The sequence below is a fragment of the Paenibacillus sp. LRG-1 genome (assembly GCF_057220305.1).
The window spans coordinates 1,329,492-1,355,295 of the sequence record NZ_CM170126.1; the positions used below are offsets into that span (position 1 = coordinate 1,329,492).

Sequence of the window (25,804 nt, forward strand, 5' to 3'; positions counted from 1 at the left end):
TTCGCAATCAATATCCTGGCATTCTTCCTTAATTTTCCTTTAAATAAATCCATTCCTATTTAACATATATTTACTCTTAAACTATTTAATTATCCATAAATTAAATATACAAATTGTGTATATTTATTCATGATGTTGAATACTATTTATCCTAGTTTTTTTATGTAATTACTAGATAAAGAGTCTTACATATATTGGTCAAGCAAGCTTTGATTACATATTACAAAGAAAGCTGGAGCGATTATGGAATGTAAAAAGATGATCATGAGAAAAATGGCAGCGGTTATCCTGATTTTCGCTTTAGTGGCTACATGTATTCCGCCCAGTCGTGCGGAGGCCGCAGCAGGATTGGATGTAAACACCACTCAGCGTTTGGAAGCATTTATTCATGAGAAGATGCAGGAAGGTCATATCCCTGGAATGACAGTTATTGTGGTTCGTGGAAAGGAAACGGCCTATCTCAAAAGTTTTGGGTACGCCAATGTGGACAAGCAGGTTCCTGTAACACCCGAGACAAGCTTTGAAATTGCCTCTTGCTCCAAAGGATTTACAGCACTTGCCGTGCTGCAACTACAGCAGCAGGGGTTGTTGAAGCTGGATGATCCCGTTTCAAAGTTTTTTCCATGGTTTCAAGCCAAGTATAAGCACCAAAATGTCGAGATTACACTGCGGCAGCTGTTACATCACTCCAGTGGCATTCCATGGTACACAATTACCGACATCCCGATCTCCAACCGTCCCGATTCACTGGAACAGGTTGTACGAAATGTGAATGGCCTGGAATTACATAATCGTCCTGGCGAACGCTTTGAATATGCCACCATTAACTACGCAATCGTGGGGGCTGTCATTCAAAAGGTCACAGGGCAACCTTACGAAGATTATATGAAGACCCATATTTTTCAGCCTTTAGGTCTGAATAAAACTACTCTTTATCCCACAGAAGCCGCACCCACGATGGCAACAGGCTACAAGAACGGCTTTTTTCAAGCACGTGAATATCAATCCCCTGTCTTTAGAGGAAACCGTCCCGCTGGTTATATCATGATGGACGGAAATGACCTCGCCACTTGGCTCAAATATCAGTTGGGCAGCCTGAAATCTCCCATGACTCCATTAATTATGGAAACTCATGCGCCTGACCGCACCGTTACCCCCAGCAAGTTTGATATGTCGTCTTATGCTATGGGCTGGGCTGACTACCAAAGTGGAAACGGAGAGGTGTCCAAGGCTGGATTAAATCCGAATTTTTCTGCTTATATGGTTTTTCGCCCTCAGGATCAGCTGGCTGTAGGGATTATGGCAAACAACGGTACCACGTTAACGTATATCACGGGGCATGGTCTTATGGACATTTTACGAGATCGTCAGCCTGTGTCTCCGTATGAGCCAGATCAGAAAACAGACAATGCGTGGTCCGTTATTACGATCATGCTGGCATGTTATGTGCTGGCGGTAGTGGTCCTGTTGATGACGATGGTACGAGATATCATCCGCAAACAACGTGTTTTGAAGCCTTTGAATCCAAAAAAGCTGCTCACATGGCTGCTATTTTTACTTTGCAGTACACCGTTTTTGTATGGAGTTTATTTGGTTCCTACAGCCATGCAGGGCGTTTCTTGGACAACTGCGATCGTCTGGTCTCCGTTTAGCTTTCCGTTTGCGATTGCAGCCTTGGGGCTGGGATTGCTCTTGAGCTTTGGCTACCTGGTGTTGGGTACGCTTTTTCCGAACACAGACGAAAATAAACGCTCGCTTCCTTTACTGGTAATGATGAGCTTGCTGAGCGGGGCGGCGAATGCTTTTGTCATTTTTATCGTCAATTTCTCAATTGGCAGCGAAATACCGCTCAAATATCTGCTGTATTATTTCGGATTAGCGCTGGCGGTTTATATTTTCGGTCGCAAGCTGATTGAAACCAAATTAGTGAAGATTACCTACAACATGATTTATCGAAAACGAATGGAACTGATTCAACGTGTGCTACACAGCTCTTATGACAAATTAGAACGCATGGACAATGGCAAAATTTTAGCCACTTTAAATAATGATACAGAGATGGTGGGCTTCTCGGCCAATGTGGCGGTGGGGTTCGCGACCAGTCTACTGACAGTCATCTGCTGCTTTGTTTATCTCGGTACGATTTCATTTTGGGGCACGATACTCTCCCTGGCTGTCATTGCGGTGATTGCCGCATTTTATAGCATCGTCAGCGGTACGGCTAACCGCTATTGGGAAGAGGCGAGGGATACCCAAAACGTGTATTTGGGGTTCATCGACCATATGCTCAAAGGTTTTAAAGAGCTTAGTATGCATGGACGCAAAAAGACGGAGTTTAGCAGCGATATTCAGGATAGCTGTGAACAGTATCGTCAAAAACGCTCCGTGTCCCGCATTAAATTTACCAATGCACTGGTGCTGGGCGAGACGCTGCTGATTTTAATTTTAGGTGTAGTTACCTTTGTGTTCCCGACGATTTTCCCGAACATTAAGGATTACACATTAATTCAATTTGTTGTCGTGTTCCTCTACTTGATCGGACCCATCAACGGATTGTTGCAGGCTGTGCCGGAGCTGTTCCAGATTCGGACCTCCTGGCGAAGAATTAAAGCCTTTATTGCGGAAATGCCGACTGATGACAGCGGAGAAGTGTATGATACTGCGAGTTTGGTGGATGAAGAAGTGGCTGTGGAACGAATTGGTTTTCATAATCTTAGCTTCGAGTACAGCAACGTGACTGGAGAGTCCAGCTTTCTGGTCGGACCTATTACACTGGAAGCGGCTAAAGGACAGACCATTTTCATCACAGGCGGCAACGGCAGTGGTAAAACGACGCTTGCTAAATTAATGACTGCCCTCTATCCTCCACAAACGGGATACATCACGATCAATGGAGAAGTCATTGATGCCCGCACGTCGGGCGAGTATTTTTCCACCGTCTTCTCTGATTTTCATCTGTTTGAGCGCTTGTACGACATTGATTATAAGGAAAAGCAGTCCGACATTGAGCGTTATCTGAAAAGACTGGGACTGGAGGAAAAAGTAACGGTCAAGGATGGATATTTCAGTACGCTCAAGCTATCAGGTGGACAACGAAAGCGGCTTGCGCTTTTGATCTGTTATCTGGAAGATCGACCCGTATATTTGTTTGACGAATGGGCTGCCGATCAAGATCCGGAATTCCGCAAGTTCTTTTACCATACACTTCTGCCTGAAATGAAGGCGGCGGGTAAAATTATTTTCGCCATTACGCATGATGACCATTATTTCCATACCGCAGACCGACTGCTGAAGATGGAAATGGGGCAGATGAAGGAGCTGGAGGTGTTGAGTGCTGAAGTCAGTGGCTCATAACCAATCCATTAAAATTTATGAAAAAGTGTGGGCTTAGCATGCAAAACTACATTGTTGTCAAAGGTGCAAGACAGCACAACCTGAAAAATATCTCCTTGCGGATTCCGCGAGATCAACTGGTTGTTTTCACGGGAGTTAGCGGCTCGGGTAAATCATCGCTTGTCTTCAATACACTATATGCGGAAGGGCGACGACGCTTAATGGAGTCGCTGTCCGCATATGAACGAATGGGTTTGCGAAAAACGGAAGAGGCGGATGTGGACTTGATCGAAGGGTTGTCTCCGGCAATCGCGATGGAGCAAAAGACGGTGTCGCGCAACCCGAGGTCAACCGTGGGTACATTGACCGAAATCTCCTCTTTTGTCCGGTTGTTGTTTTCACGAACAAGTCGGGCGGTTTGTCCCTACTGTCAGGAAGCACTGCCTGTGCAGACAAGGAAAAAAATCACGGAGCAGGTACTCCAATGCTCACCTGATGCTTCAATAGAAATCTATGCGCCGATCCTTTCCATGCCACATGAAGGGCCTGTCGCGTTGCTGAAGGAAATACAAAAAAAAGGCTACACCCAATTAAGCTGGAATCAAAAAATGCTGGATATAGAGCAAGCAGAAGCTTTGTTTTCCGGTAGGTCTCCACAGGCCGTACGTCTAGGAAAAGGAGACAGTCAGCTGGAGGTACTTGTTGGCAGAATTACGATTTCAGCTTCCGTGGAGCAACGCAAAGATATTCAAGCTATGGTGGATAAAGCACTGGACTTAGGAGATGGCTGGATTCAAATTCGACCTATGGTTGATAAACGATTCGTATGGAATCCAAATTTCGGTTGCTCCTGTTGTGGTATGGTGGCGAGTGAAATTTCGGCAGGGGCTTTCTCGTCGAATAGTCCTTTGGGTGCTTGTCCGACTTGTACAGGACTGGGCACTCATTATGAAGTAGATCTGGAACGTGTGATTCCTGATCGATCCAAAAGTCTAGCTGAAGGAGCGATTCAGCTACTTGGCTGGCAATGTGAGCAAGAGAAATTTCATAAAAATCGAAAAATTTTGGAGGGACTAGCGACCCGATATCATTTTAAACTAAGCACGGCGGTAAAGGATCTGCCAGATGAGGCGTTATACGCTGTGCTATACGGTACTCAAGGGGAAAAGATTGCAATTGAGAATCCTGCTACAGGTGGCAAGCTGATGCACGAAAGATTTGCAGGGATTGTGAATCTTATTTATGAGCGCTTTAACGCTAATGCCAAGGATGAAATGAGCGCCATGAAAGCGGAAGACAAGGAAGTGATGTGGGAACAAGTATGTCCGAGCTGCGGAGGAGCACGTTTGAAGGCAGAACGACTGCTATATCGTGTGGGGGACAAAACGATCCGCGATTTTTCGAACATGCCGTTGGTTGAGCTGTATGCAGGCTGTGATGAACTACTGCGAATGGCACCTCAAGTTTTCGAGAGTCTTGCGGCTGTGGCCCAGCCCATTTTACAGGAAATCAAGACTCGTTTGACGCTGCTGCTGGATATGGGACTGGACTATTTAAATCTGAACCGTCCGGTGACCCTGCTCTCGGGTGGTGAATCCCAGCGCGTACGCTTGACGACCCAATTAAGCTCTGGGCTGATGGGCATGATCTACATTTTGGATGAACCCAGTGTTGGATTACACCCGAAGGATACCGGGAAAATGATAGCTATGCTTCACAGACTACGGGATTTGGGAAATACCATCTTGGTCGTCGAACATGATGAAGAGATTATGGCCCAAGCGGATTATCTTGTAGATATTGGGCCTGGCGCAGGATTGCTCGGTGGTGAAATTGTAGCACAGGGTACGGTGGAAGAAGTCATGAGCAATTCGAAGTCTTTGACAGGACAATATTTGAGCGGCAAGCAAGGTATTCCTGTTCCCACCCAACGAAGAAAGGCCTGTGACGGGAAATATCTTGAGGTGCTGGGAGCCAGGGAGAACAATCTACAGAACCTGAATATACGAATTCCACTGGGTTGTTTAGTTTGTGTTACAGGGGTATCAGGATCAGGGAAAACCACGCTGGTTCATAACGTTATATATGGGAAATTACGTTCTCGCCTGGAGGGTAAATCTGCATATCTGAAGCACGATGTAGAGCTGAAAGGAGAAGCGTCGATTGATCAGGTGATCTGTATCGATCAGAAGCCAATTGGACGGACATCGCGATCCACTCCGGCTACTTATGTGGGGGTGTTTGACGCCATTCGAAAGCTGTTTGCCAGGACAGAAATAGCTAAGCAACTCCAACGAAAGAGTGCACATTTTAGCTTCAATTCACCGGGTGGACGCTGTGAAGTTTGTTCAGGACTCGGGGTGATCGTCACTGAAATGCAGTTTATGTCTGACGTTGAAATGGTTTGCGAAACGTGCCGGGGCAGACGCTACAGCGAGGATATACTGGCAATTACATATCACGAGAAGAATATCGCGGATGTATTGGAGATGAGCATTGAAGAAGCTGCTGTTTTCTTCGCTGACCAACCGGATATTTACGGCAAGTTGAAGCTCATGAACGAATTGGGTCTTGGTTATATGAAGCTGGGTCAGTCTGCCACGACATTATCTGGCGGGGAAGCCCAGCGTATTAAGCTGGTAGAGGAGCTAAGTCAGTTAAAAAAAGGGCGCAGCCTGTTGTACATTTTGGATGAACCGACCACAGGCTTGCATCCCGACGACATTCAGCGACTGCTAACTATCCTTCAACAGCTCGTGGATGAGGGCAACACCGTACTCATCATTGAACATAACCTGCATCTGATCAAAACAGCAGATTATGTGATAGACCTTGGCCCTGAAGGGGGCACCCGAGGTGGACAGCTAGTGGCAGCTGGAACGCCTGAGCAGGTTGCGACCTGTGAGCACTCCCATACCGGAGCTTTTTTACGTAACTTAGGAATGGATTACGACGAGAACGAGGTGAGAGCATGAGCAACAGATTGGAACATTTACGCATTCTCCCGACAGGCCCCCTAAATTATTATCTGCAAAAGCGATACAACGATCTGCCATGGGTGCACAAGTTTGGCTTGGATCACATCAAGGTAAAGGGGGATTTTATACTCATTCATGCATGGAAGCCTGGGTATGTGAAGCTAACACGGGAACAGGCGAATCTTCTCAAAGCAGCCATTGAAAAAGGCGAAAACCCAGAGGACAAGCTTCCACGGTTACCGGAAGCATGGCTACTGGACGGAGAAGATGAACCTGATGTGGAAGGACTCTTGGCTAAGGTCATCGTGCCCGAGTTATTCGAACTGCTTTCCCCGGAAAATCTTCAAGAAGACGTGACCAGTCCGCAATCTATCCGGTTAAGAGCTATTTTGGAGCGTGTCGCCGAGCATGTACCTGTTTTTCCAGCCATTCAGAATCCCTATGAGCTGCGTCGTTTTCTGGAGGTCGTGAAAGGCCAAAAGCCTAAAACAGTCGTTGAGATCGGGACAGCCAGCGGCGGTGTGTTTTATTGCCTGAGTCAACTGGCCGATCCAGACGCGTTGCTCGTCAGTATTGATTATCCGGGTGGACCGTATGGAGGGGGTCAGGATGACAGTGAGGTACAGCTCTACTCCAGCTTTGGCAGCACGGGACAGCAGTTTTCTTTTATTCGAGACCGTTCATTTCACTGCTCCACCAAACAGGACTTGAAAAAGGTTCTAGGAGACCGGCAGATTGACCTTCTATTTATTGATGGAGATCATTCCTACGGTGGTGTGAGTTCGGATTTTCGTATGTATCAAGAGCTGGTGGCACCGGGCGGCATGATTGCTTTTCATGATATCAGCATGCGGCCTGAAACGTGGGGAAGAGGTTATGATGTTGGCGTTTTCTGGGATGAAGTGAAACAAAGTTATCCCTCCTTTGAGGAATTTGTAGATCCAACGGGCTGTCGAGAGCCGTTTATTCGTCACCCGCAAGAGGGACTGTTCGCGTATGGGATTGGCACCATCATTCAATTGTAAGGGGGAGAGAAACCATGAGCCACCGTCCATTGAACAAAACACGTGTGGAGGATGTCATTGGTTTGACTCCCATGCAGGAAGGAATGCTCTACCACTATTTACGGGACAAGAATACAGGAGCTTATTTTGAGCAATACAGCTATACGCTGCAGGGTCAGCTTGATCTATCTGTCTGCTGTGAGGCGTGGAAATGGACGATTCAACAGCATGAAGTGCTGAGAAGCGTATTCCGCTGGGAAAAGATCCAGAACCCGGTTCAGATTGTCCTGAAAGGACGCGTCCTATCTTTCACTTTCCATGACCTCATAGAAATGGAAGAGGTGGAGCAAGAGACGGTACTACAGGAGCTGCGCGAGGCAGACCGTGCTGTAGGATTTGACCTGTCCGAGGGCCCCCTACTGCGGATTACGGTGTTTAGGCTGGCGCATGATCGTCATATCATGATGGTCAGCAACCACCATATTGTGATGGATGGCTGGAGTAATGGCATTGTGCTGGGTGAGTTTATCCGGGCATATGATGCGCTGCGTGCAGGCCGGGAGCCAGAACGATTAGCCAAGCCGCGTTTTCGAGAGTACGTGAAATGGCTTGGGATGCAGGATAGAAGCGGAAGCAAGGTATTTTGGCAAGCTTACCTGACTGGATATGAGGTTCAGCCCCTGTGTTTACCCGATACAATTTCTGGCTCGGAAATAAGCGATACGGCTTGCGAATCGTATGTTTTGCAATCGGAGCTGGTGAGGGGGCTTGAAGCTGTTGCGAAGGAAGAATCCGTGACAGTAGGTACCCTTTTTACAGCGGCCTGGGGTATTCTGCTGCAAAAGGTCAGCAGACGTCAGGATGTGATTTTCGGCACGACGGTATCTGGTCGCTCTAGCAGCCTGCCTGGAATTGAACGGGTAGTGGGGCTTTTGATGAACACGGTTCCTGTACGGTTACAGTCAGGCAATGGAGATACGCTGCAACAAGCCTTGCTCGATATTCAGCAAGCCAGCGTAGCGAGACAGCCCTACGAAACAACACCGCTTGTGGATATACAGTCTTACGGCAATTTCAGAAGCACAGAGCGTCTTTTTGATACGTTGCTTGTGATTGAAAATTATCCGCTGGAGATCAATCAACAGAGTGAATTGAACTTGGAATCCTTTTCTGGCCATAGCGTAACGGATTATTCACTTCTGGTGAGCATTCATCAAATGGAGCAAACAGCCATCCAAATCATGTATCAGCCCTCAAAATATGAGCCGTCCGCGATTGAACTGTTATGTGAACGTTATGTTGCTTTGCTCAGGCTGATCGTTACAGAAAGAGATTGTGCCATTCAGAATATTCACTCCTTGACGGAGATGGAAAAGAGACTGGAAGAGGTTTGGGCGATTGAATTTGACTATAGCCCGGATACTTTGAAAAGGAGTGTATGAAGATGAAGAAGCCGAAAGCTTGGGAACAAATGGATTCCTATCAATGGATGACCACGAAAGAAACCGCCCACTATTACCGACTCATCGCCAATCTAATGAAGGAGATTCACGCTAAAATTCCAGATGAACAGTATCATTTGGACAAAGTAGCTACAGAAACGGATATTCGTGAGGAAAACTTTCAGGGAAAAAACTATCAACGCGCAGTCATGTATTTAATGTCTAACGGATGTGAGTGGGCCCTGAAAAACGGAAATGGCTGCACCATGTGCGGTCATTTGGCTAAGCAAACACGTAAAGACGGCCCTCTCTCTGCCCATTATTATTTGGAGCAATTTAGTGAGGAATTTAAGCGGATTGATTTTAGCAAATATCCTTTACTCAATCTATATAATAACGGCTCCATTCTCAACGACAATGAAGTTCCGGCTGAAGCGCTGTGGGAAATCATACGCATGGTTGGAGAAAAGCCTGAGATCAAAATGCTGGTCATCGAAACCAGACCCGAATTTGTAACGAAAGAAAATATGGCGGAAATTAAGCGCCTTTTACCGGATAAGCATGTGGAAGTTGCCATGGGGCTCGAAATGATTGACGACTTTTTGCGGTATGTATGCATAAACAAAGGCTTTTCCTTAAAGCAATTTGATAAGGCCGCCCGCTTGGTGACCCAGGAGCTGAATTTACGCAGCTATGTGTTGCTGAAGCCGCCCTTTATTACGGAACAAGAGGCTATCGAACATGCCGTACAAACGATTGAGCATGCTTTTGAGCTCGGTACGACGACCGTTTCACTGGAAAGCTGTACCGTACAGGATTATACACTGGTGCAATATTTAAGTGACCAGGGCGCCTATAAACCGGCATGGCTCTGGAGCATCGTTGAGGTGGTAAAACGGACGGCGCATTTGGGCAAGATCATCGTCGGTTTGTTCCAATTCTATCCTTCTCCTGTCGGGGTGCCTTACAATTGTCCGCATTGCAGTGATCGAGTAATGGAGGCGTTGAAGGAGTATAATCACACTCTTGATCCGAGCGTTCTGGACCATCTGGATTGCAGCTGCAAGGCTGAATGGAAGAAGGAACTGAATCACGTGCATCCTCCTTTTGAGGAAAGACTGAGCATTTTGAATAGTGAATTAATTAAGTGATTCATTGAGATTATCAACTGGAAGATATGGTAGATTCGTCAGCTCATGAAGGCCTGAAACGGTTGACAGAGAGGGGAGTGTGTATGGACAAAAGTACACATTTGAAAGGCCGGATCATTGAAGAATATTGGATGGAAAAATGGTCTCAAGACCTGCCGAGGGAGTTACTGCCTGCAAGCAGAAGCAAGTCTAACCATCAGCTGGAGGCTCGCAAGGAAACGCTCGAAATGGTTATTCCCAGGGAAACGATTCGTCAATTGGATCAAATGTCGAAGGGCTCGGAATTGGGACGTTTTATTTTGTTCCTGACGGCGCTGTCAGGGCTGGTCTATCGCTATTCGCAGTCAGAGGATATTTGTATCGGCACGACGACGCTTATACAGTCCGAACCCAAGCGGGGAAATGTACTTTTTCTCAAGCCGCGGGTTCAGGGAAGCCGAACCTGGCGTGAGCTTAACGAAGACATGAAGGCCGAGTTTTCTCGAACGCTGAATCATCAGGATGTTTCTGTGCCCCTTCTCTATAACAAATGGACATCTCTTCACGGGAAAGATCTGCAAGAACTGTGGCAACTGGCATGTGTGGATGAGGGATTACAAACGGTGACTGAGGGCCTGGATCGGTTCGATCTGATGATCAGGCTTGTACCAAACGAAGAAGGTCGAATGCTGCAACTGGTTTATCGGCCTGAGGTGTATTCGTTGTCCCTAGTCCAATCCTTTGCTGCAAATTTGCTGTATGTTCTGGCTCAATGGCCTGAGAAATCGGCGGTCTCTCTGGAGGATGATGCGGCAAATATGCTGGCTCCACAGCAACGAGAGCTTCTGGTACATGGATTAAATCAGACGGCTGTAGAGCTGCCGGGTGTGACCTTGCTGCATCAATTGTTCGAAGAACAGGTGATGACAACGCCTGAACAAGCTGCTGTGGTCGAGGCAGGGTATCGCATTAGCTATAGAGAGCTAAATGCGAAGGCAAATCAGTTGGCCCGTACTTTACAACGTCACGGAGTGGGATCGGATGATATCGTGGGCATCATGGCTGAGCCGACGACGGAGGTCATCATTGCCATCTTAGCGGTATTAAAGGCTGGAGCGGCGTATTGTCCGATAGATCCGACGTTTCCAGTAGAGCGGGTACAGCAGCTTTTAACGGATAGTCGGATGGAGTTGTTGATCTCACCTCCACAGCATGTGGATACCCATGCTTTTCAAGGAACAGTGCTCGATCTATCCAATCCTGCATTATATGCGGGGGAGCCGTCCAATCTACCGTTTGAGGGTAGACCTGATCATACAGCGTATGTCATATACACATCAGGCTCGACGGGAGCGCCCAAAGGGGTGGTGATAGAGCATCGTCATATTGTCAATCAATTGGCTGGACTGAAACGCATCTATGACTTCCATGAACAGTTGAGACATGTTTTGATGGCTCCGTTCACATTCGATCCCTCTGTGCAGCAGATTTTTTTACCGTTAGCTACAGGCGGGACACTGTATCTGATTCCAAAAGAAGCCAAAACCGATCCAAGCGCCTTTTGGGGACTGGTACGGAAGGAACGGATTAACGTGTTGAATACCGTACCTTCACTGATGGAAGTGCTGTTGGAACAGGTGACAGATATCGAACATTACTTTGCTTTTATCATGGTGGCAGGTGAGGTTTGCAGCGGCGAGCTGGTACAGCAATTACGCGATAAGCTGAACATAGACAAGCTGCTCAACATTTACGGCCCGACGGAAGCGGCTATTAATACAACTCTGTATGAATGTCTGCCTGTAGAGCAGCGAGCAACATTACCCATAGGTAAGCCTCTGCTGAATTATCAGGTATACGTTCTGGATCCACAGCAACGCTTGCTGCCCTTCGGAGCTACTGGAGAGCTGTTCATCGCTGGCGCTGGACTGGCGCGCGGATACTTATACAATCCACGCTTGACGGCAGAACGCTTTGTGCCGAATCCGTTTGGGACCGAAACAGAACGGATGTATAAAACAGGCGATCTGGTGAGATGGCTGTCTGACGGCAATCTGGAGTTTGTCGGCAGGTCCGATGATCAGGTTAAGATCCGGGGGATGCGTGTGGAGCTGGGGGAGATTGAGTCTGTTCTCAGAAGTCATCCGTCCATCAAAGAAGCCGTGGTCATTCCGCATGGATCAGAGGAACGAACCGAGGATCTTGCTGCCTTTTATACCTTGAAAAAATCGGGAGCCAGGCAAGAATCTCCGGTCGGAACGAGCGATGTCCAGTCGTACTTGAAGCAGCATGTACCGGGCTATATGGTCCCGACTCATATCGTCTGCTTGGAGTCCATGCCCGTCACAGTGAACGGCAAGGTGGATAAAAAAGCGTTGCCTCTGCACCAGATTGTAATTACCGAAACCCGTGCATATGTGGCACCACGTAATGAGCTGGAAGAACAGCTGGCGGAGATCTGGAAGAAGCTGCTGGTCGTACCTGTCGTTAGTGTGGAGGAAAGTTTTTTTGAAGCAGGTGGAAATTCGTTGTCTATCGTGCGACTGCAAAGCAGAATCCACCATCTGCTGAAAGTTCAGCTGACGATTCCGCAGCTCTTTACACATCATACGATCGCCATGCAGGCTAAAATCATTCAGTTCGGCGGTGTAGAGCAACCTACTGAAGTCCTTCGCAAAACGGAAACAAAACGACTACATACCCACAGACCTGAGCTTGGAAGCAAGGGGCGAAACGGTGATGTTGCTGTGATTGGCATGGCTTGCCGTTTCCCTATGGCGGACAATTGCGATGACTTCTGGGACAATCTGTGTCGCGAGGTGGATGCCGTCCGCGACATTCCGGCCCATCGGTTACAGGATATTGCTCAGAGTTCAGATGATGTAGTCGGGCAGTCAAGATCGTTGCCGCAAGGGGCATATCTGGATCGAATTGATGGCTTTGATGCATCGTTTTTTCAAATATCCCCTAATGAAGCACGGATGATGGACCCGCAGCAGCGTCTACTGTTGCAGGTTGTATGGGAAGCGATGGTGAATGCGGGATACTCGGAAAAAGAGGTGTATGGCTCGAAGACAGGAGTGTTCATAGGGACAGGCACACCGCAATATGTGGACCTTATGCCACAGGTAGAGCCTTCCGCAATTCCGGGGAATTTGCAGGCTGTGATTGCTGGACGGATTGCTTATGTCTTCAATTGGACAGGCCCGGCGGAGGTTGTTGATACAGCTTGTTCCTCTTCACTCATCGCCGTGCATCATGCGGTACAGGAGATAACGTCCGGCGGTTGTGAAATGGCTGTGGCTGGTGGTGTCAATCTGTATCTGTCGATGGTGGATGAAAATCTCTTCAATATGGGAATCGCCTCACCTGATGGAAAGACGAAGGCGTACGACGCATCGGCAGATGGTACAGGCGGTGGCGAAGGGGTTGGCGCTGTTGTACTGAAGTCACTGGAGCAGGCGGTGGCTGATGGTGATTATATTTACGCAGTAATCAAAGGAAGCGCAGCTAACTCGGATGGTCGCTCCAACGGGATCACAGCTCCCAATGCGGCAGCGCAGGCTGAAGTGATTGAAGAGGCCTGGAAGCGTGCGGAGATTGATCCGCAGACGGTTTCTTATATCGAAACGCACGGAACAGGCACCAAGCTAGGTGATCCTATTGAAATGGAGGGCATTACACGGGCTTTTGGACGGTATACAGATCGTAAGCAGTTCTGTGCGGTAGGCTCCGTCAAAAGCAATATCGGGCATCTGGATTCAGCGGCAGGGATTGCCGGGTTTATAAAAGCAGTGCTGGCCATCACCAAGCGTGAGATTCCGGCATCCCTTCATTTTAAAGTGCCTAACCCACATATTGATTTTGCAAATTCTCCGGTTTATTTTGCTCGGTCACTTCAGGAATGGACGCCAGACTGCGGAATTCGTCGTGCGGGGGTAAGCTCCTTTGGCTTGAGCGGAACGAACTGCCATGTTGTGCTGGAGGAATATGCGATCCAAAGAGAAGTTCCTTCTCTGGGCGAGGAATATGTATTCACCTTGTCAGCTCGGACTGAACAAGCGCTCTACGCTTATGCCGACAGGTTTGCAGCTTATCTGGGAAATACCAACGAAGCTTTGGCAGACATTTGTTACTGTACCAATATCAGCCGTGGAAACGACACCTGCCGTTTGGCTACCGTCGTCAACTCGCAGGAAGAATTACGGCGTAAGCTCATGCTGTTCGTGGAGCAGAGCGATCATGATGCAGCTTCGGCATTACCGGATCGCGAACGAATATACGTAAATACGACAGCAAAAACAGGGAACAGCCCTGAGCCGTATAGGGTACAGCCTGCGGAATCGCTGGAGCATATGGCAAAGGCGTATATGCAAGGAAGGGAGCTGGAGTGGGAGGACTATTATCACGGACAAAACCGGGTGCGAGTCCCTCTTCCAGGCTACCCGTTTGAAGAGAAGCGCTACTGGGTTGAACCCAAAGTTCAGCAACCACCGCATGTACCAACTAGTGCGGAATTGACCCCTGACACGCAGGAGGAATCTCCTGATTTCTGGCAGGCTACCGAGGCGGTTTTCCAATTTGGTGAACGGTTATTGGAAGAGAGCGGCTTTGCGGTAGAACAGGGCTATAAAAAGGCGGTTGATGAATTTGCGGCCCAGCTTATTATCGGATTATTCAGACAATGGGGGACGCTCACGGAACCCGGAAAAGTATATAAAGAGCCAGAAATGTTGCATACGATAGGGATTACTTCCACATATCAGCGTCTATTTCGGTTCATGCTGCGTTTCGTAGAAGAACAGGGCTACATCTGCATTGACGGTGATAATATCACGCTAACCCTTGAAGGGTCAGCTCCCGATCTGTCGGCCTTATGTAACCAATACGTGGAACAATATCCGGCATTTGCGGGAACATTCAAGGTGTTGAAGTATTGTCTGGACGCCTATCCGGCTGTGCTGACCGGGAAAAGGTCACCCCTGAGTGTGCTGTTTCCCGATGGTACATCGCAATTCCTGGCGGGCTTTGCCAATCAGGGACGTACGCTGGGCGATCTGTGTGAGACGATGGCGCTGGACGCATTAAAGCAGCATATTTTAGCGCAAGCGGGAAAACGGCTCCGCATTCTGGAAGTTGGGGCTGGGTCGGGAACGGTGGGCAAGGTTCTTTTCCCAGCCATAGCAAATCGTCAAGTCGAGTATTGCTACACCGATTTGGGCCGGGGCATCATTTTGGAAGCGCAAAAGCAGTTTGCAGCTTACCCGTTTGTTCGATATCAGACTTTTAATATTGAAGAAGATCCTTTGGCACAAGGCTTTGCGCAGGAACAGTTTGATATCATTATTGGCCTGAATGTAGTTCATGCCACAAGCCATTTACGAACATCCTTATCCCAGTTGAAAAAGGTGCTTGCTCCCGGTGGAGCCCTGTTTATGATCGAAAAAGTGCAGAACGAGCCTGCGGAAAATCTCGTCTGGGGCATGACGGAGGGATGGTGGCTGTTCGAGGATCAGGACATACGGAAGGATTCTCCGCTGGTTCCGACGGAAACATGGGGGCAGTTGTTGAAGGAGGAGCGATTCACGGAGGTACGAACCTTTCCTATGCATTTGCCAAACCGTGCCGAGGCTGAAACCGCGCTGATTATCGGTCGAATGAGCGAGCAAGAACAAGTGAGCAGGGTTGAAGATTTAATGTACCGTGTTCGGTGGATTAAAAAAGAACTGAAGAAGACAAGAGAAGGCGTGCTAGCTCAAGGAAACTGGTTAATCTTCCAAGACAAGCTGGGGATTGGTGAGGAACTGGTGCAACGCTTGACGCGCTCCGGTCATCATGTGGTGACTGTAGAGGCTGGGCAAAGGTTTGAAAAACGGAACGATCATCAGTACACCATCCAGCCGGGTGTAGAAGCAGATTATATTCAACTCATGAATGAACTGGGACAACGTAATCAGCGCTTGAACGGTATCGTTCATCTCTGGACCTGCACAGCCACCCCGTCAACCCAAGTGAACATTGAAACAGTGGATGCAGGTTTGGAGTCAGGTGTCTATAGTCTTTATTTTCTGACTAAAGCATTACTTCATCAGGGTCTGCATGAAACGCTGGACTTGCGGGTGGTTTCGAACTTTACCCAGCGGATATCGGACGAGCAACAAGTATCACCTGAAAAAGCGGCGATTCACGGTTTGGTCAAAGTTATTTCTCAGGAGCATCCACAATTGCAATGCTTCGGACTGGATGTCGAAACGCTCCACCACACCAACGAGCAAGTGGCGGATCTGATCATGACCGAGCTGCAAGAAAACAAAACGGATTCATTCGTTGTCATCCGTCAGGAGCGTTACATCCAAGGTATGTCTCGTCTCGAATCGGATACGGTAAGCACTCCAGATAATCGGAATCATCCGGGTATTCCACCCCGGCGTTCCATCACCGTTCGTCCGGGTGCCGTATATATCGTGACTGGAGGCGCAGGGGGATTAGGACTGGAGGTTAGCCGGTATTTATCCGAGCAAGCTCCGATCCATCTAGTCATCCTGAACCGAACGGAGCTGCCGGAAAAATCGCAATGGTCACACATCATAAATGATCAGGTGCAAAGGAAGGCTGATACCGTAATTTACCGTAAGCTTTCGGCCTTTGCAGACATGGAAAAACACGGCTCAAAGGTGCATTATTACGCGGGAGATGTGGCTGATTATAGGCAGATGCAACACATTTTTGACGATGTACAAGCTCGTTATGGCCCCGTTAAGGGAGTTGTTCATTGTGCGGCAGCTAGCGGCGACACCAGTCGTCCGCTGGAGATTCAGAATTTGGGTGATTTTCGCAAGGTGCTTCGCCCCAAAATTCACGGAACGCTGGTATTGGATAAGCTTCTGGCGGAACAAGAGACAGATTTCTTTGTTCTGTACTCCTCGGTAGCCTCGCTATGGGGCGGAGCTGGCGGTGGAGATTATGCGGCTGCCAATGCGTTTATGGATGCCTTCAGCGCACAGCGTAACATGCAGGGGCAAACGACGCTTGCGATCAACTGGTATGCGTGGGAGGGACTCACTGGACCAGGGTGCATGGACTATATGCCTGTATCAGATGCGCTGGCTGCTTTCCGCATGAGCTTGTCTTATCCGCTGGATCAGGTGGCCATCGGCAAGTTTGATACACAGAAGCTGCGTGAATGGGCGCCGATGATGAAAATTCAGCTTGCGCCGGATATGTTGACGAGTCGACGCCGAGCTGTAGCTAAATCCACCAAGGAAGCAGGAGCACTGTCATCTGTAGAGCCTAACCGTTCGGTGACAGATGTGAAGGTCAGTCTGAAAGGGAAAACAACAGAGCCTTACACAGAACTGGAACAGCAGATCGCTCAAATATGGGCAGAGGTGCTGGGATACGAGGAAATTGATGTAGGTCAACATTTTTTTGAAATCGGCGGGGATTCCTTGCTTATTTTGAAAGTGCTGAGTCTTCTGAATGAACGGGTTGATCCCGAAGTGGAGGCCGGGGATTTGTTCTCGTACGGTACAGTTGCGCAGCTGGCGCAGTTTATGGAAAACAGGCATGCTGCCAGCACAAGAGAAGTGACGGACGTAGCACCGCACTTACAGGTCGAAGTTTCCGGCGCGGACGAAGCGGACGAGGATTTACGAAGCCTGATCAAGCGTGTAAAGGAGGACGCTATTTCAGTGGATGAAGCTATGAAAGGATATGAAAGCATATGAGGGATACGTTTGTTGAAGCCATTTTGCAGCTTGTAGCCAAACAGGAATTATCCGAAGAGCATGCGTATTCTCTGATCAAGCAATATCAGGTTCGGCTCAAAACTGCTTCATCGTCCGCAGCCCACGATGGAATAAACCGCAACAGGGATATAGCCATTATCGGCGTAGCCGGACGGTTCCCGCAAGCAGATAACAAGGAACAATATTGGAGTAATCTGGTCAACGGTTTGAATGGGATACGAACGTTTCCAAGCTCACGTTTGGAGCAGATTCGTCCCTTTTTGGATGAGGAGAATCAAGGGCCATATATGCCGGCAGGCTATTTGGAGGAAGTTGATACGTTTGACGCGGCATTTTTTAATATTCTTCCGGGTGAAGCCAAATACATGGACCCGCAGCAGCGTATGTTCATGGAAACCGGTTATGAGGCCATTGAGGATGCAGGGTATGGTGGTGAACGCATTCGTGGCTCACGAGTGGGGGTATATGTCGGCTATAGTGAAGCGCGATACAAGGAGCTGATCGAAAGCGAGTCGTCCACCGCCTTTGTCGGGAATTTCCCGCCAGTTATCGCAAGCCGTCTCGCTTATGCGCTGAATCTGTCCGGTCCTGCAATGAGTGTAGCCACCGCCTGCTCGTCTTCCCTGGTTGCCTTGCATCTTGCATGTGAGGGATTACGCGCTGGAGATTGCAGCATGGCTTTGGTGGGTGGGGTAGCCATTGGTGCGTTACCCACCAGGATGGAGCCGGGCGGGCTTGGGATTACTTCTCTGCAAGGACAATCACGCAGCTTCGACGCGGATGCCGACGGTACGGGATGGGGCGAAGGTTGTGGTGTTGTTCTGATCAAGCCACTGGAGCAAGCCGAGAGGGATCACGATTATATTTACTCCGTGATTAAAGCAAGTGCCATCAATCAGGATGGTGCCTCCAACGGATTGGCCTCCCCGAATGCCCGAGCTCAGGAAGAAGTGATTGTAGAGGCGTGGAAGCGTGCGGGCATTGACCCTTCCACGATCTCTTACATCGAGGCCCATGGAACGGGGACCAAAATTGGAGATCCGATTGAAATTAAGGGGATTACGAATGCCTTTCGCAGGTATACGCAAAACAGACAATTTTGCGGTATCGGCTCGGTCAAAAGCAATATCGGTCATCTTGATTCCGCTTCAGGCATGGCAGGATTAATCAAAATGATCATGGCTTTACAGCATAAGCAGCTTCCACCCACCCTGCATTTTGCTTATCCTAATCCGTTGATGAACTTGCATAGTTCTCCGGTCTATATCCATACGAAGCTAACCGAATGGCGAAGTGAGGATGGAATTCCGCTGAGGGCAGGTATCAGTTCATGGGGATTAAGCGGTACAAATTGTCACGTGGTACTGGAGGATTATCAGGGAAGCAGGCCCTCCCTTTCTTCGTCCTCCGATCTACCCTGCGGTGGGGAGCGTGTATTTACCCTTTCGGCATACAGTGAGAATTCACTGCGAAGATTGGCTGCCCGATATATTGATTTTTTGGAGAATGACGATATTCCGCCTTTGGAAAATATCTGTTACGTCCTGAATACGGGCAGAGAGCATCATGCTTATCGGCTGGCGATTCCGGTCACGGATCGACGCAGCCTTTGGACAAAGCTCAAACAGGCTTATGATGCTTTGGTTCGTCAGGATGGAACAGGGCTGGAGCAGCAGGGGATTTTCTGTTCCATGTGCAGCGAGTCCCTGGTAGAAATGGCGCTGGATACAGATGATGCCCCGATGATTGCCCGGCGATATGTTGCCGGGGAGAACAGGCGCTGGGCGGAGGATTACCCGGCAGGTGTGTGTGTCAAAGTACCCTTGCCTGCATACGCTTGGGAGAAGCAACGATATTGGGTGGAGCCGCCGATCCAACGTCGAAGCAGCAATCGCGATGAACAGGTGTCAGCTTATAGCGAAGCACGCGTTTCCTTTGGTGACGGATATGTTCCGACGGAAACAGAAGACAGGCTGGCACGTATCTGGGGCCGAATTTTAGGGATTGACGAACTGTCTGTGGATGCGGGTTTCTTCGAACTAGGCGGGGATTCCCTGCTGGCAACAGATCTGATTACTGCCATAAGCCAGGTATTCCATACACGAATTACATTGGTTGATTTGTTTGGACATCCCTGCATTCGTGAGCTGGCCCAGCTTATTTCAGGCGAAAAGAAATCGGATTACCAGTCCATTGAACCTGTGTCTCCACAAGCATTTTATCCCGTATCCAATGCGCAGCGCCGTCAGTTTATTTTGAAGCAGCTGGCAGAAGGCAATTTGAGTTACAACATGCCCGGAGCGGCTACGATCACGGGACGCTTGGATGTGGAACGCTTTAAAGCTGCTTTTGCTGCGATCATTCGTCGCCATGAATCCTTTCGGACGGTGTTTGATGTTGCGGAGGACGAAATTGTGCAAAGTGTTCTTCCGCAGGCTGAGCTTGCTATATCGCTGGGTGTGGCTCCAAAGGGAGCAGATGTGCAAAAGCTGATGGAGGAATTTGTCCAGCCGTTTTCTCTGGGAGAGGCTCCTTTACTTCGGGTACGCTTGCTGCGATTAACGGAAGAATGTGAGGAAGAGGACAAGCATTTGCTGATGTTTGATATGCATCATATTGTTTCGGATGGCGTTTCCATGGAGATCCTCATTCGGGAATTTACCAGTCTTTATGCCGGACAGGACCTGCCGCCGCTGCGTATCCAATATAAGGACTATGCGGTATGGCAAAATGCTTTTCTGCAAAGTGAGCAGATGCTGCAGCAGGAGCAATTTTGGCTGAGGACGTTAACGGAAGGACTGGAGTCAGGATTGCCTGTTCTGAAAATGCCCAGTGACTATCCCCGACCGCCTGTGATGACTTTTGAAGGGGGGGTGTACTCGTTCACGATTGACAAAGTGGTCGCTGAACGCTTGCGAGCGATGGGACAGGAGCATGGCGCTACGCTGTATATGACGCTTCTTGCTGTATACAATGTGCTGCTTTATCAATACACAGGGCAGGAGGATGTCATTGTAGGCTCTCTCATTGCCGGCAGACGTTATGCGGGTGTAGAGCATACGATAGGACTCTTTACCAACTACTTACCTATTCGTAATACTCCAGCGGGTGAGCGGCGCTTTACGGACTTCTTAAAGGAGGTGGCTCATCGCACCATAGCCGCGTATGATCATCAGGATTATCCATTTGAAAAGATGGTGGAGCATCTGGATCAGAAGCGCGATCTTTCACGCAACCCTATTTTTGACACCATGCTTATTTTACATAATCAGGGGATGCAGAGAACCCAATTTACGATGGGAGATTTGAAGCTGAACATGTTGGACTGGGCCAAGCACAGTTCAACCATGGATTTAAAGCTCGACATTTTTCAGGGAATGCAAGGGGAACTGAAATGTACCTTTGAGTATTATTCCCGTTTGTTTCACGAACAGACGATCACTGCGCTGGCAGGACATTTGCTCAGCCTGATCGACCAGATTGTGAACCAGCCTGAGCAAGCTTTAGCGGAGTACCGGATTTTTTCACCTGAGGAAGCGGAGAAGATGAAACAGAAACGGCAGGGAAAGGATTCTACTTTTGCGCTTCCTGCGATCTGCCCGGCACCGGATGCTGAGCAGCACCCTTTATCTTTTTACCAAAAGCAGATATGGCGACATCGAGGATCAGCTCCTCATGTGATCGTTCATGCAGCGTGGAAAGGCAAGGTGGATCAGACGTTATTTGTCAGAGTGCTGGAAGAACTGCAAGCCGAACACAGCACGCTCAGAACAACCTTCAGGGAAGAGACAGCTGGGCCGACTCAGCAGGTGCAGGCGTATCTTCCGTTGGATTACAAATTTACAGATGTAATAGAGGGGGATGCAGCTTCTTGGGCGGAACACCGTGTGGCTGTGGAGTATCAAAACCCGTTCGAGTTACGACAAGGTCCGCTGTACCGGATACGCTTGGGTTGTGACAGCAACGAACGATGCCAATTGATCGTCGCTGTTCATCCATTACTAACGGAGTGCCTCGATCTGAAAGGTTGGCTGGAACAACTGTTTATTCGCTATTCCGCTGCTGTTACGGATTCGGCAGTGGATACAGACCACATATTTCAGTCCATCTCGCAGATTGATTTTACTTATTGGCAACAACGGTTGCTGCAGGAAGGATATTTGGAGCCTCAAAAGGCGTATTGGACTGAGGCACTGCAAAAGCCGCTTCCTCCGATCGGATTGCCGTTCAAACGCGGGGAAGAAGCTTTTGTAACACCCGAGTGGACTTCTATTGAAGTGCCTCTCGCCACAGAGGAGACTGAAGCTCTAAAAGCTTTTGCCTCCAGTCATGAAGGTTCTGTTACGGACGTTCTATTCGCCTGTTATTTCCTGCTGCTGCGGCAATTAACGCATGCGGAGGAGCTTTTGATCTATGTCATGCATCCCGAAGGACATCCAGTTCAGGGCAGCGGAGTACCTTTATGTATCCAGCATCCTGTGCCAGTCAGAGTTTCGATGGAGGGGCTTTCGTCGTTTAATCCTTTGCTAGAAAAAGTGAAGGACAAACATCAAGCTGCGCTTCAAGCTGTTTTATATCCGTTTCATTTGCTGCTGGACCCTAATGAGTTGAAGAGCGGGAGGGAGGGTTCATCACGTTATAACGTCGTCTTTTGCACAGAGGATGGAACGAGATCTTTACCCGAGGGAGGGGAAGTGGGATTGCGTGTATACCCCTCAGAGCCAGCAGCACTGCAACTGTCAGTCGTGAAATCAACAACCGGACTGACCTGTTCCCTGAGGTGGAATACCGCTTTGCTGGAATCTTCCTATGTCCACTCTATGCTGGAAAGGTATCACAAAATAATCAAGACCATTGCTAGTAGTGTGTCCAATCTGTCTAAGGTATCCCATTAACGTGCGGTTCATTCAAAGGAGGCAATTACAAATGGAATTAAGATCATCTATTGAATTTTATGACAATCGGTTTTTAATGTTCGTTCTGGATCAAATGGCTTATGAATTTGAGAAAAACGGCTCCAAAGAGGTCATTCGAATGACCTTGGGAAAATCCGAGCTACCTTTGCATGAGGATATCATTCAGTCGATGAAGGATGCGTTGGACACCTTTGAAAAAAGCTCGCTTGTATTTCCGCCGGGCTTGCCGGAATTAAAGGAAGCGCTCGCGGAGGAATACAAGAAAACATATGATCTGGACATTAACCCTAACAATATCCTGATTAATGTAGGCACCAGCGCCTTATTCCGAAATCTGTTTTATTTGCTGGCAAAAGAGGGGGATGAGGTTCTTTTACCGCGTCCGTACTATTCTCTGTATCATTTTTGCGCCCAATTGGTAGGGGCGAATGTTCGCTACTATGATATCAATTTGGAGACGTTGGCACTGGATCTGGATTCCTTTAAGGAAAATTTCACGGATAAAACCAGAATTGTAGTCATTAATTCGCCTGGTAATCCGCTAGGCAACATCTTAACGAAAGACGAGCTGTATGCCATTGATGAAATTATCAACGGTCAGGCAGTGGTCATTAATGATGAGATTTATGCCAATGTTTGCTTTGATGAACGAAGCACTTCGGTACTGGAGCTGAAGGATACCAAATCAGCCTTTATTACAACGAATGCTTTCTCCAAAGGGTACCGGATGTACAGTCGGCGCGTGGGCTACTGTATCGTTCCTGACGAGCTAGTCACACCGCTCACGGTCATACAGCATCACACATTGCTGACAGCCGACCCTGTCGTGCAATTTGGCGCACTGGAAGCATTGGCACATCCCGAAGAGATTGAGCAGCTGGTCAGCCTGTATAAAGCAAGACGGGATTATACGGTGGAGCGATTCAATGAGGTTCCGCTCGTACGTGCTATCCCTGCACAAGGTAGCTTTTACTTCACACTCGATTGTGAAAAGTACATGGACGAGCACGGCATCGAAACGAGTTTGGAGCTGGCTGAACAAATTATGAGAGCCAAACAAGTGGCGACTGTGCCAGGTTCTGATTTTGGATTGCCGAAAATGCTGCGCCTGTCCTACTCTACAACGCGATACAACGAAGGCATAGATCGCTTAGTGGACTTTTTCACAAACAGCTTGGTAGGTCAATCGGCTGTATCTGCTGCAATTCCGGTTCGGGAGTAGACCCTATGGATCTGGATTTTGATGCATTTGAAATTCTATCGGCAGAAGAGGAACGCGTCATTGCGGAGATGAATCAGACTGCAAAGCTTTATGAGGATCATGTTACGATTCCTGATTTGTTTGCCCGTCAGGTCGCAATCACACCACAGCAAACCGCTATTTATGAATACGGCTCCTCCATTACGTATGCCCAATTGGAGGAACAAGCGAACCGAATGGCCCGCCTGCTGCACGCAGCAGGTGTGCGGCCTAACCAGCGGGTAGCAGTGGTAGCGGAACGGGGAATTGAGCTTTTAGTGGCTGTTTTCGGCGTATTAAAAGCAGGTGCAGCTTACGTGCCTATTGACCCGGACTACCCGAAAAAGCGGATTCAATATATGCTGCGCGACAGTGCTTGCGGTGTGCTGATCACCGAGTCTGCCAAGCTGCAAACGATGCTGGGAGATTTGCCGGAGAGCATGACGACGGTTGTTTGTCTTGACGAAACGAAGATGCGAGCAGATCGTCTGACGGTGTATCAGCGGTCGGATTGGGAGCGCCAGGAGCAGGGCTCATGGGCGTGTCCTGCCGGTGAAAATGATCTTGCGTATTTGATTTACACCTCAGGCTCTACGGGAGATCCCAAAGGAGTCATGATGACGCATAAAGCTGTGCTGAATACGCTCTTTTGGTTGCAGGACACCTTTTGTTTGACCGCAGAAGATGTGATTGCGCAGAAGACTTCTGCCAGTTTTACCGATTCGGTATGGGAATTCTTCTGGCCTCTGATATACGGAGCCAAGCTGTCTATATTCAGCTCGGATACGGTCAAAGATCCTCAGCGGCTATATGAACAGCTCCGGGATGACAAGATTACCATTACCCAGTTCGTTCCGGCCCAGATGAGTCTCTTTCTGGATGCGGTTCCGACCGAAGAGACGGATCATCCGCTACCGGAACTTAAATGGGTATTCAATGGAGGCGAAGCCTTGCTCGTCAATGGGGTGCGGGACTGGTATAGCACATTCCAGCAAGCCAAGATTGCCAACATTTACGGTATGACCGAGTCGGCTATTTATGCAACCTGTTACTTGATTGACGCATCTCCGGCAGAGGGAGAATTGAGCATTCCGTTGGGAAGGCCCCTTGCGAACACGCATGTTTATATTTTGGACAAGGAGGGGCAGTTGTGCCCCTTTGAGGTCAAAGGCGAAATATGCATCGGCGGGATTGGTCTGACGGAGGGGTACTGGAATAAGGCAGAAGCAACTGCCAAGGCTTTTACTCAGCATCCCAAAACAGGAGAAAGGCTATATCGTACAGGTGATTTGGGCCTGTTACGGCCGGATGGCATTCTAGAGTATAGCGGCCGCAAGGATGATCAGGTACAGGTGCGGGGGTATCGCGTAGAACTCAAAGAAGTGGAGCGGGCCGTATCCGTTTTTCCAGGGATCAAGGAAACCGCTGTGATTGCCCAAACTGATGAGTTTGGTGTAACCAATCTCTTATGTTATTTTACTTCGCTGGAAAAAGGGCTCGAAGTGGATGATCTGACAACACACTTGCGTGAAATATTACCTGAGTATATGATTCCGGGATTTTTCATGGAACTGCTGGAGATGCCGTTAACTCCGAACGGGAAGATTGATCGCAAAAATCTGCCACAGCCGGAGGGCCGAGTTCACCGTTCAACCGCATATGTGGCGCCTCGCAATGAAAGAGAGCATATGCTGACGAAAATCTGGGCCGGAATTTTAAATATAAGCCCGGAGGACGTCGGCATCCATGACAGCTTTTTTGAAATCGGCGGCAATTCCATCTCGATTGTTCGGCTTCATCGAAAGATGAAGCACGCACTGGGCAGTGAGGCAACAGTAGCCGAGCTGTTTTCCTATCCTACGATTGCAGCGTATATGAATCACTTTGAAAATCAGTCCAAGGATGACGAACAGCTGGATCAGGATCTTATGAGCCTGCTGGATCAAATTGAAGATGGCTCACTGGATGTAAGCGAGTCTATACGGGCGCTGGACCATCTGAAGGAGGGATAAT

General features: G+C 48.6%; 9 protein-coding genes. All 9 read left to right on the forward strand.

Annotation, left to right across the window (positions count from 1 at the left end):
- Positions 1-258: 258 nt before the first annotated feature.
- The 9 genes from ACUUJN_RS05920 (at position 259) to ACUUJN_RS05960 (ending at position 25,803) form a co-directional block, all read left to right on the forward strand.
- Entirely contained in the window at positions 259-3,354 is a 3,096-nt protein-coding gene (locus tag ACUUJN_RS05920) for a cyclic peptide export ABC transporter (protein WP_484669386.1), read from the forward strand.
- Between the two features lie 38 nt (positions 3,355-3,392).
- The gene (gene uvrA / locus ACUUJN_RS05925) at positions 3,393-6,308 is read left to right on the forward strand and encodes an excinuclease ABC subunit UvrA (RefSeq protein WP_484669387.1); all 2,916 of its coding nucleotides are present in this window, start codon (positions 3,393-3,395) and stop codon (positions 6,306-6,308) included.
- Positions 6,305-7,336, forward strand: a complete 1,032-nt coding sequence (locus tag ACUUJN_RS05930) for a class I SAM-dependent methyltransferase (RefSeq protein WP_028543132.1) — start codon at positions 6,305-6,307, stop codon at positions 7,334-7,336. The genes uvrA and ACUUJN_RS05930 overlap by 4 nt, the downstream gene beginning before the upstream one ends.
- 14 nt (positions 7,337-7,350) lie before the next feature.
- Complete coding sequence (locus ACUUJN_RS05935; protein WP_484669388.1) at positions 7,351-8,757, forward strand: condensation domain-containing protein; 1,407 nt, start codon at positions 7,351-7,353, stop codon at positions 8,755-8,757.
- Between the two features lie 2 nt (positions 8,758-8,759).
- Entirely contained in the window at positions 8,760-9,908 is a 1,149-nt protein-coding gene (locus ACUUJN_RS05940) for an archaeosine biosynthesis radical SAM protein RaSEA (protein ID WP_028543130.1), read from the forward strand.
- Between the two features lie 83 nt (positions 9,909-9,991).
- Complete coding sequence (locus tag ACUUJN_RS05945) at positions 9,992-17,614, forward strand: amino acid adenylation domain-containing protein (protein WP_484669389.1); 7,623 nt, start codon at positions 9,992-9,994, stop codon at positions 17,612-17,614.
- The gene (locus ACUUJN_RS05950) at positions 17,611-22,530 is read left to right on the forward strand and encodes a condensation domain-containing protein (protein ID WP_484669390.1); all 4,920 of its coding nucleotides are present in this window, start codon (positions 17,611-17,613) and stop codon (positions 22,528-22,530) included. The genes ACUUJN_RS05945 and ACUUJN_RS05950 overlap by 4 nt, the downstream gene beginning before the upstream one ends.
- 31 nt (positions 22,531-22,561) lie before the next feature.
- Complete coding sequence (locus ACUUJN_RS05955) at positions 22,562-23,773, forward strand: pyridoxal phosphate-dependent aminotransferase (protein ID WP_028543127.1); 1,212 nt, start codon at positions 22,562-22,564, stop codon at positions 23,771-23,773.
- Positions 23,774-23,778: 5 nt separating this feature from the next.
- Positions 23,779-25,803 carry a non-ribosomal peptide synthetase gene (locus tag ACUUJN_RS05960; protein WP_338533341.1) on the forward strand — a complete coding sequence of 675 codons (2,025 nt, stop codon included), beginning with the start codon at positions 23,779-23,781 and terminating at the stop codon, positions 25,801-25,803.
- The last annotated feature ends 1 nt before the right edge of the window (position 25,804 follow it).

What these genes read in the sequence shown, in the direction of transcription:
- ACUUJN_RS05920 (WP_484669386.1), top strand. Translation starts at nt 259, where the DNA reads ATGATCATGAGAAAAATGGCAGCGGTTATCCTGATTTTCGCTTTAGTG.
- uvrA (WP_484669387.1), top strand. Translation starts at nt 3,393, where the DNA reads ATGCAAAACTACATTGTTGTCAAAGGTGCAAGACAGCACAACCTGAAA.
- ACUUJN_RS05930 (WP_028543132.1), top strand. Translation starts at nt 6,305, where the DNA reads ATGAGCAACAGATTGGAACATTTACGCATTCTCCCGACAGGCCCCCTA.
- ACUUJN_RS05935 (WP_484669388.1), top strand. Translation starts at nt 7,351, where the DNA reads ATGAGCCACCGTCCATTGAACAAAACACGTGTGGAGGATGTCATTGGT.
- ACUUJN_RS05940 (WP_028543130.1), top strand. Translation starts at nt 8,760, where the DNA reads ATGAAGAAGCCGAAAGCTTGGGAACAAATGGATTCCTATCAATGGATG.
- ACUUJN_RS05945 (WP_484669389.1), top strand. Translation starts at nt 9,992, where the DNA reads ATGGACAAAAGTACACATTTGAAAGGCCGGATCATTGAAGAATATTGG.
- ACUUJN_RS05950 (WP_484669390.1), top strand. Translation starts at nt 17,611, where the DNA reads ATGAGGGATACGTTTGTTGAAGCCATTTTGCAGCTTGTAGCCAAACAG.
- ACUUJN_RS05955 (WP_028543127.1), top strand. Translation starts at nt 22,562, where the DNA reads ATGGAATTAAGATCATCTATTGAATTTTATGACAATCGGTTTTTAATG.
- ACUUJN_RS05960 (WP_338533341.1), top strand. Translation starts at nt 23,779, where the DNA reads ATGGATCTGGATTTTGATGCATTTGAAATTCTATCGGCAGAAGAGGAA.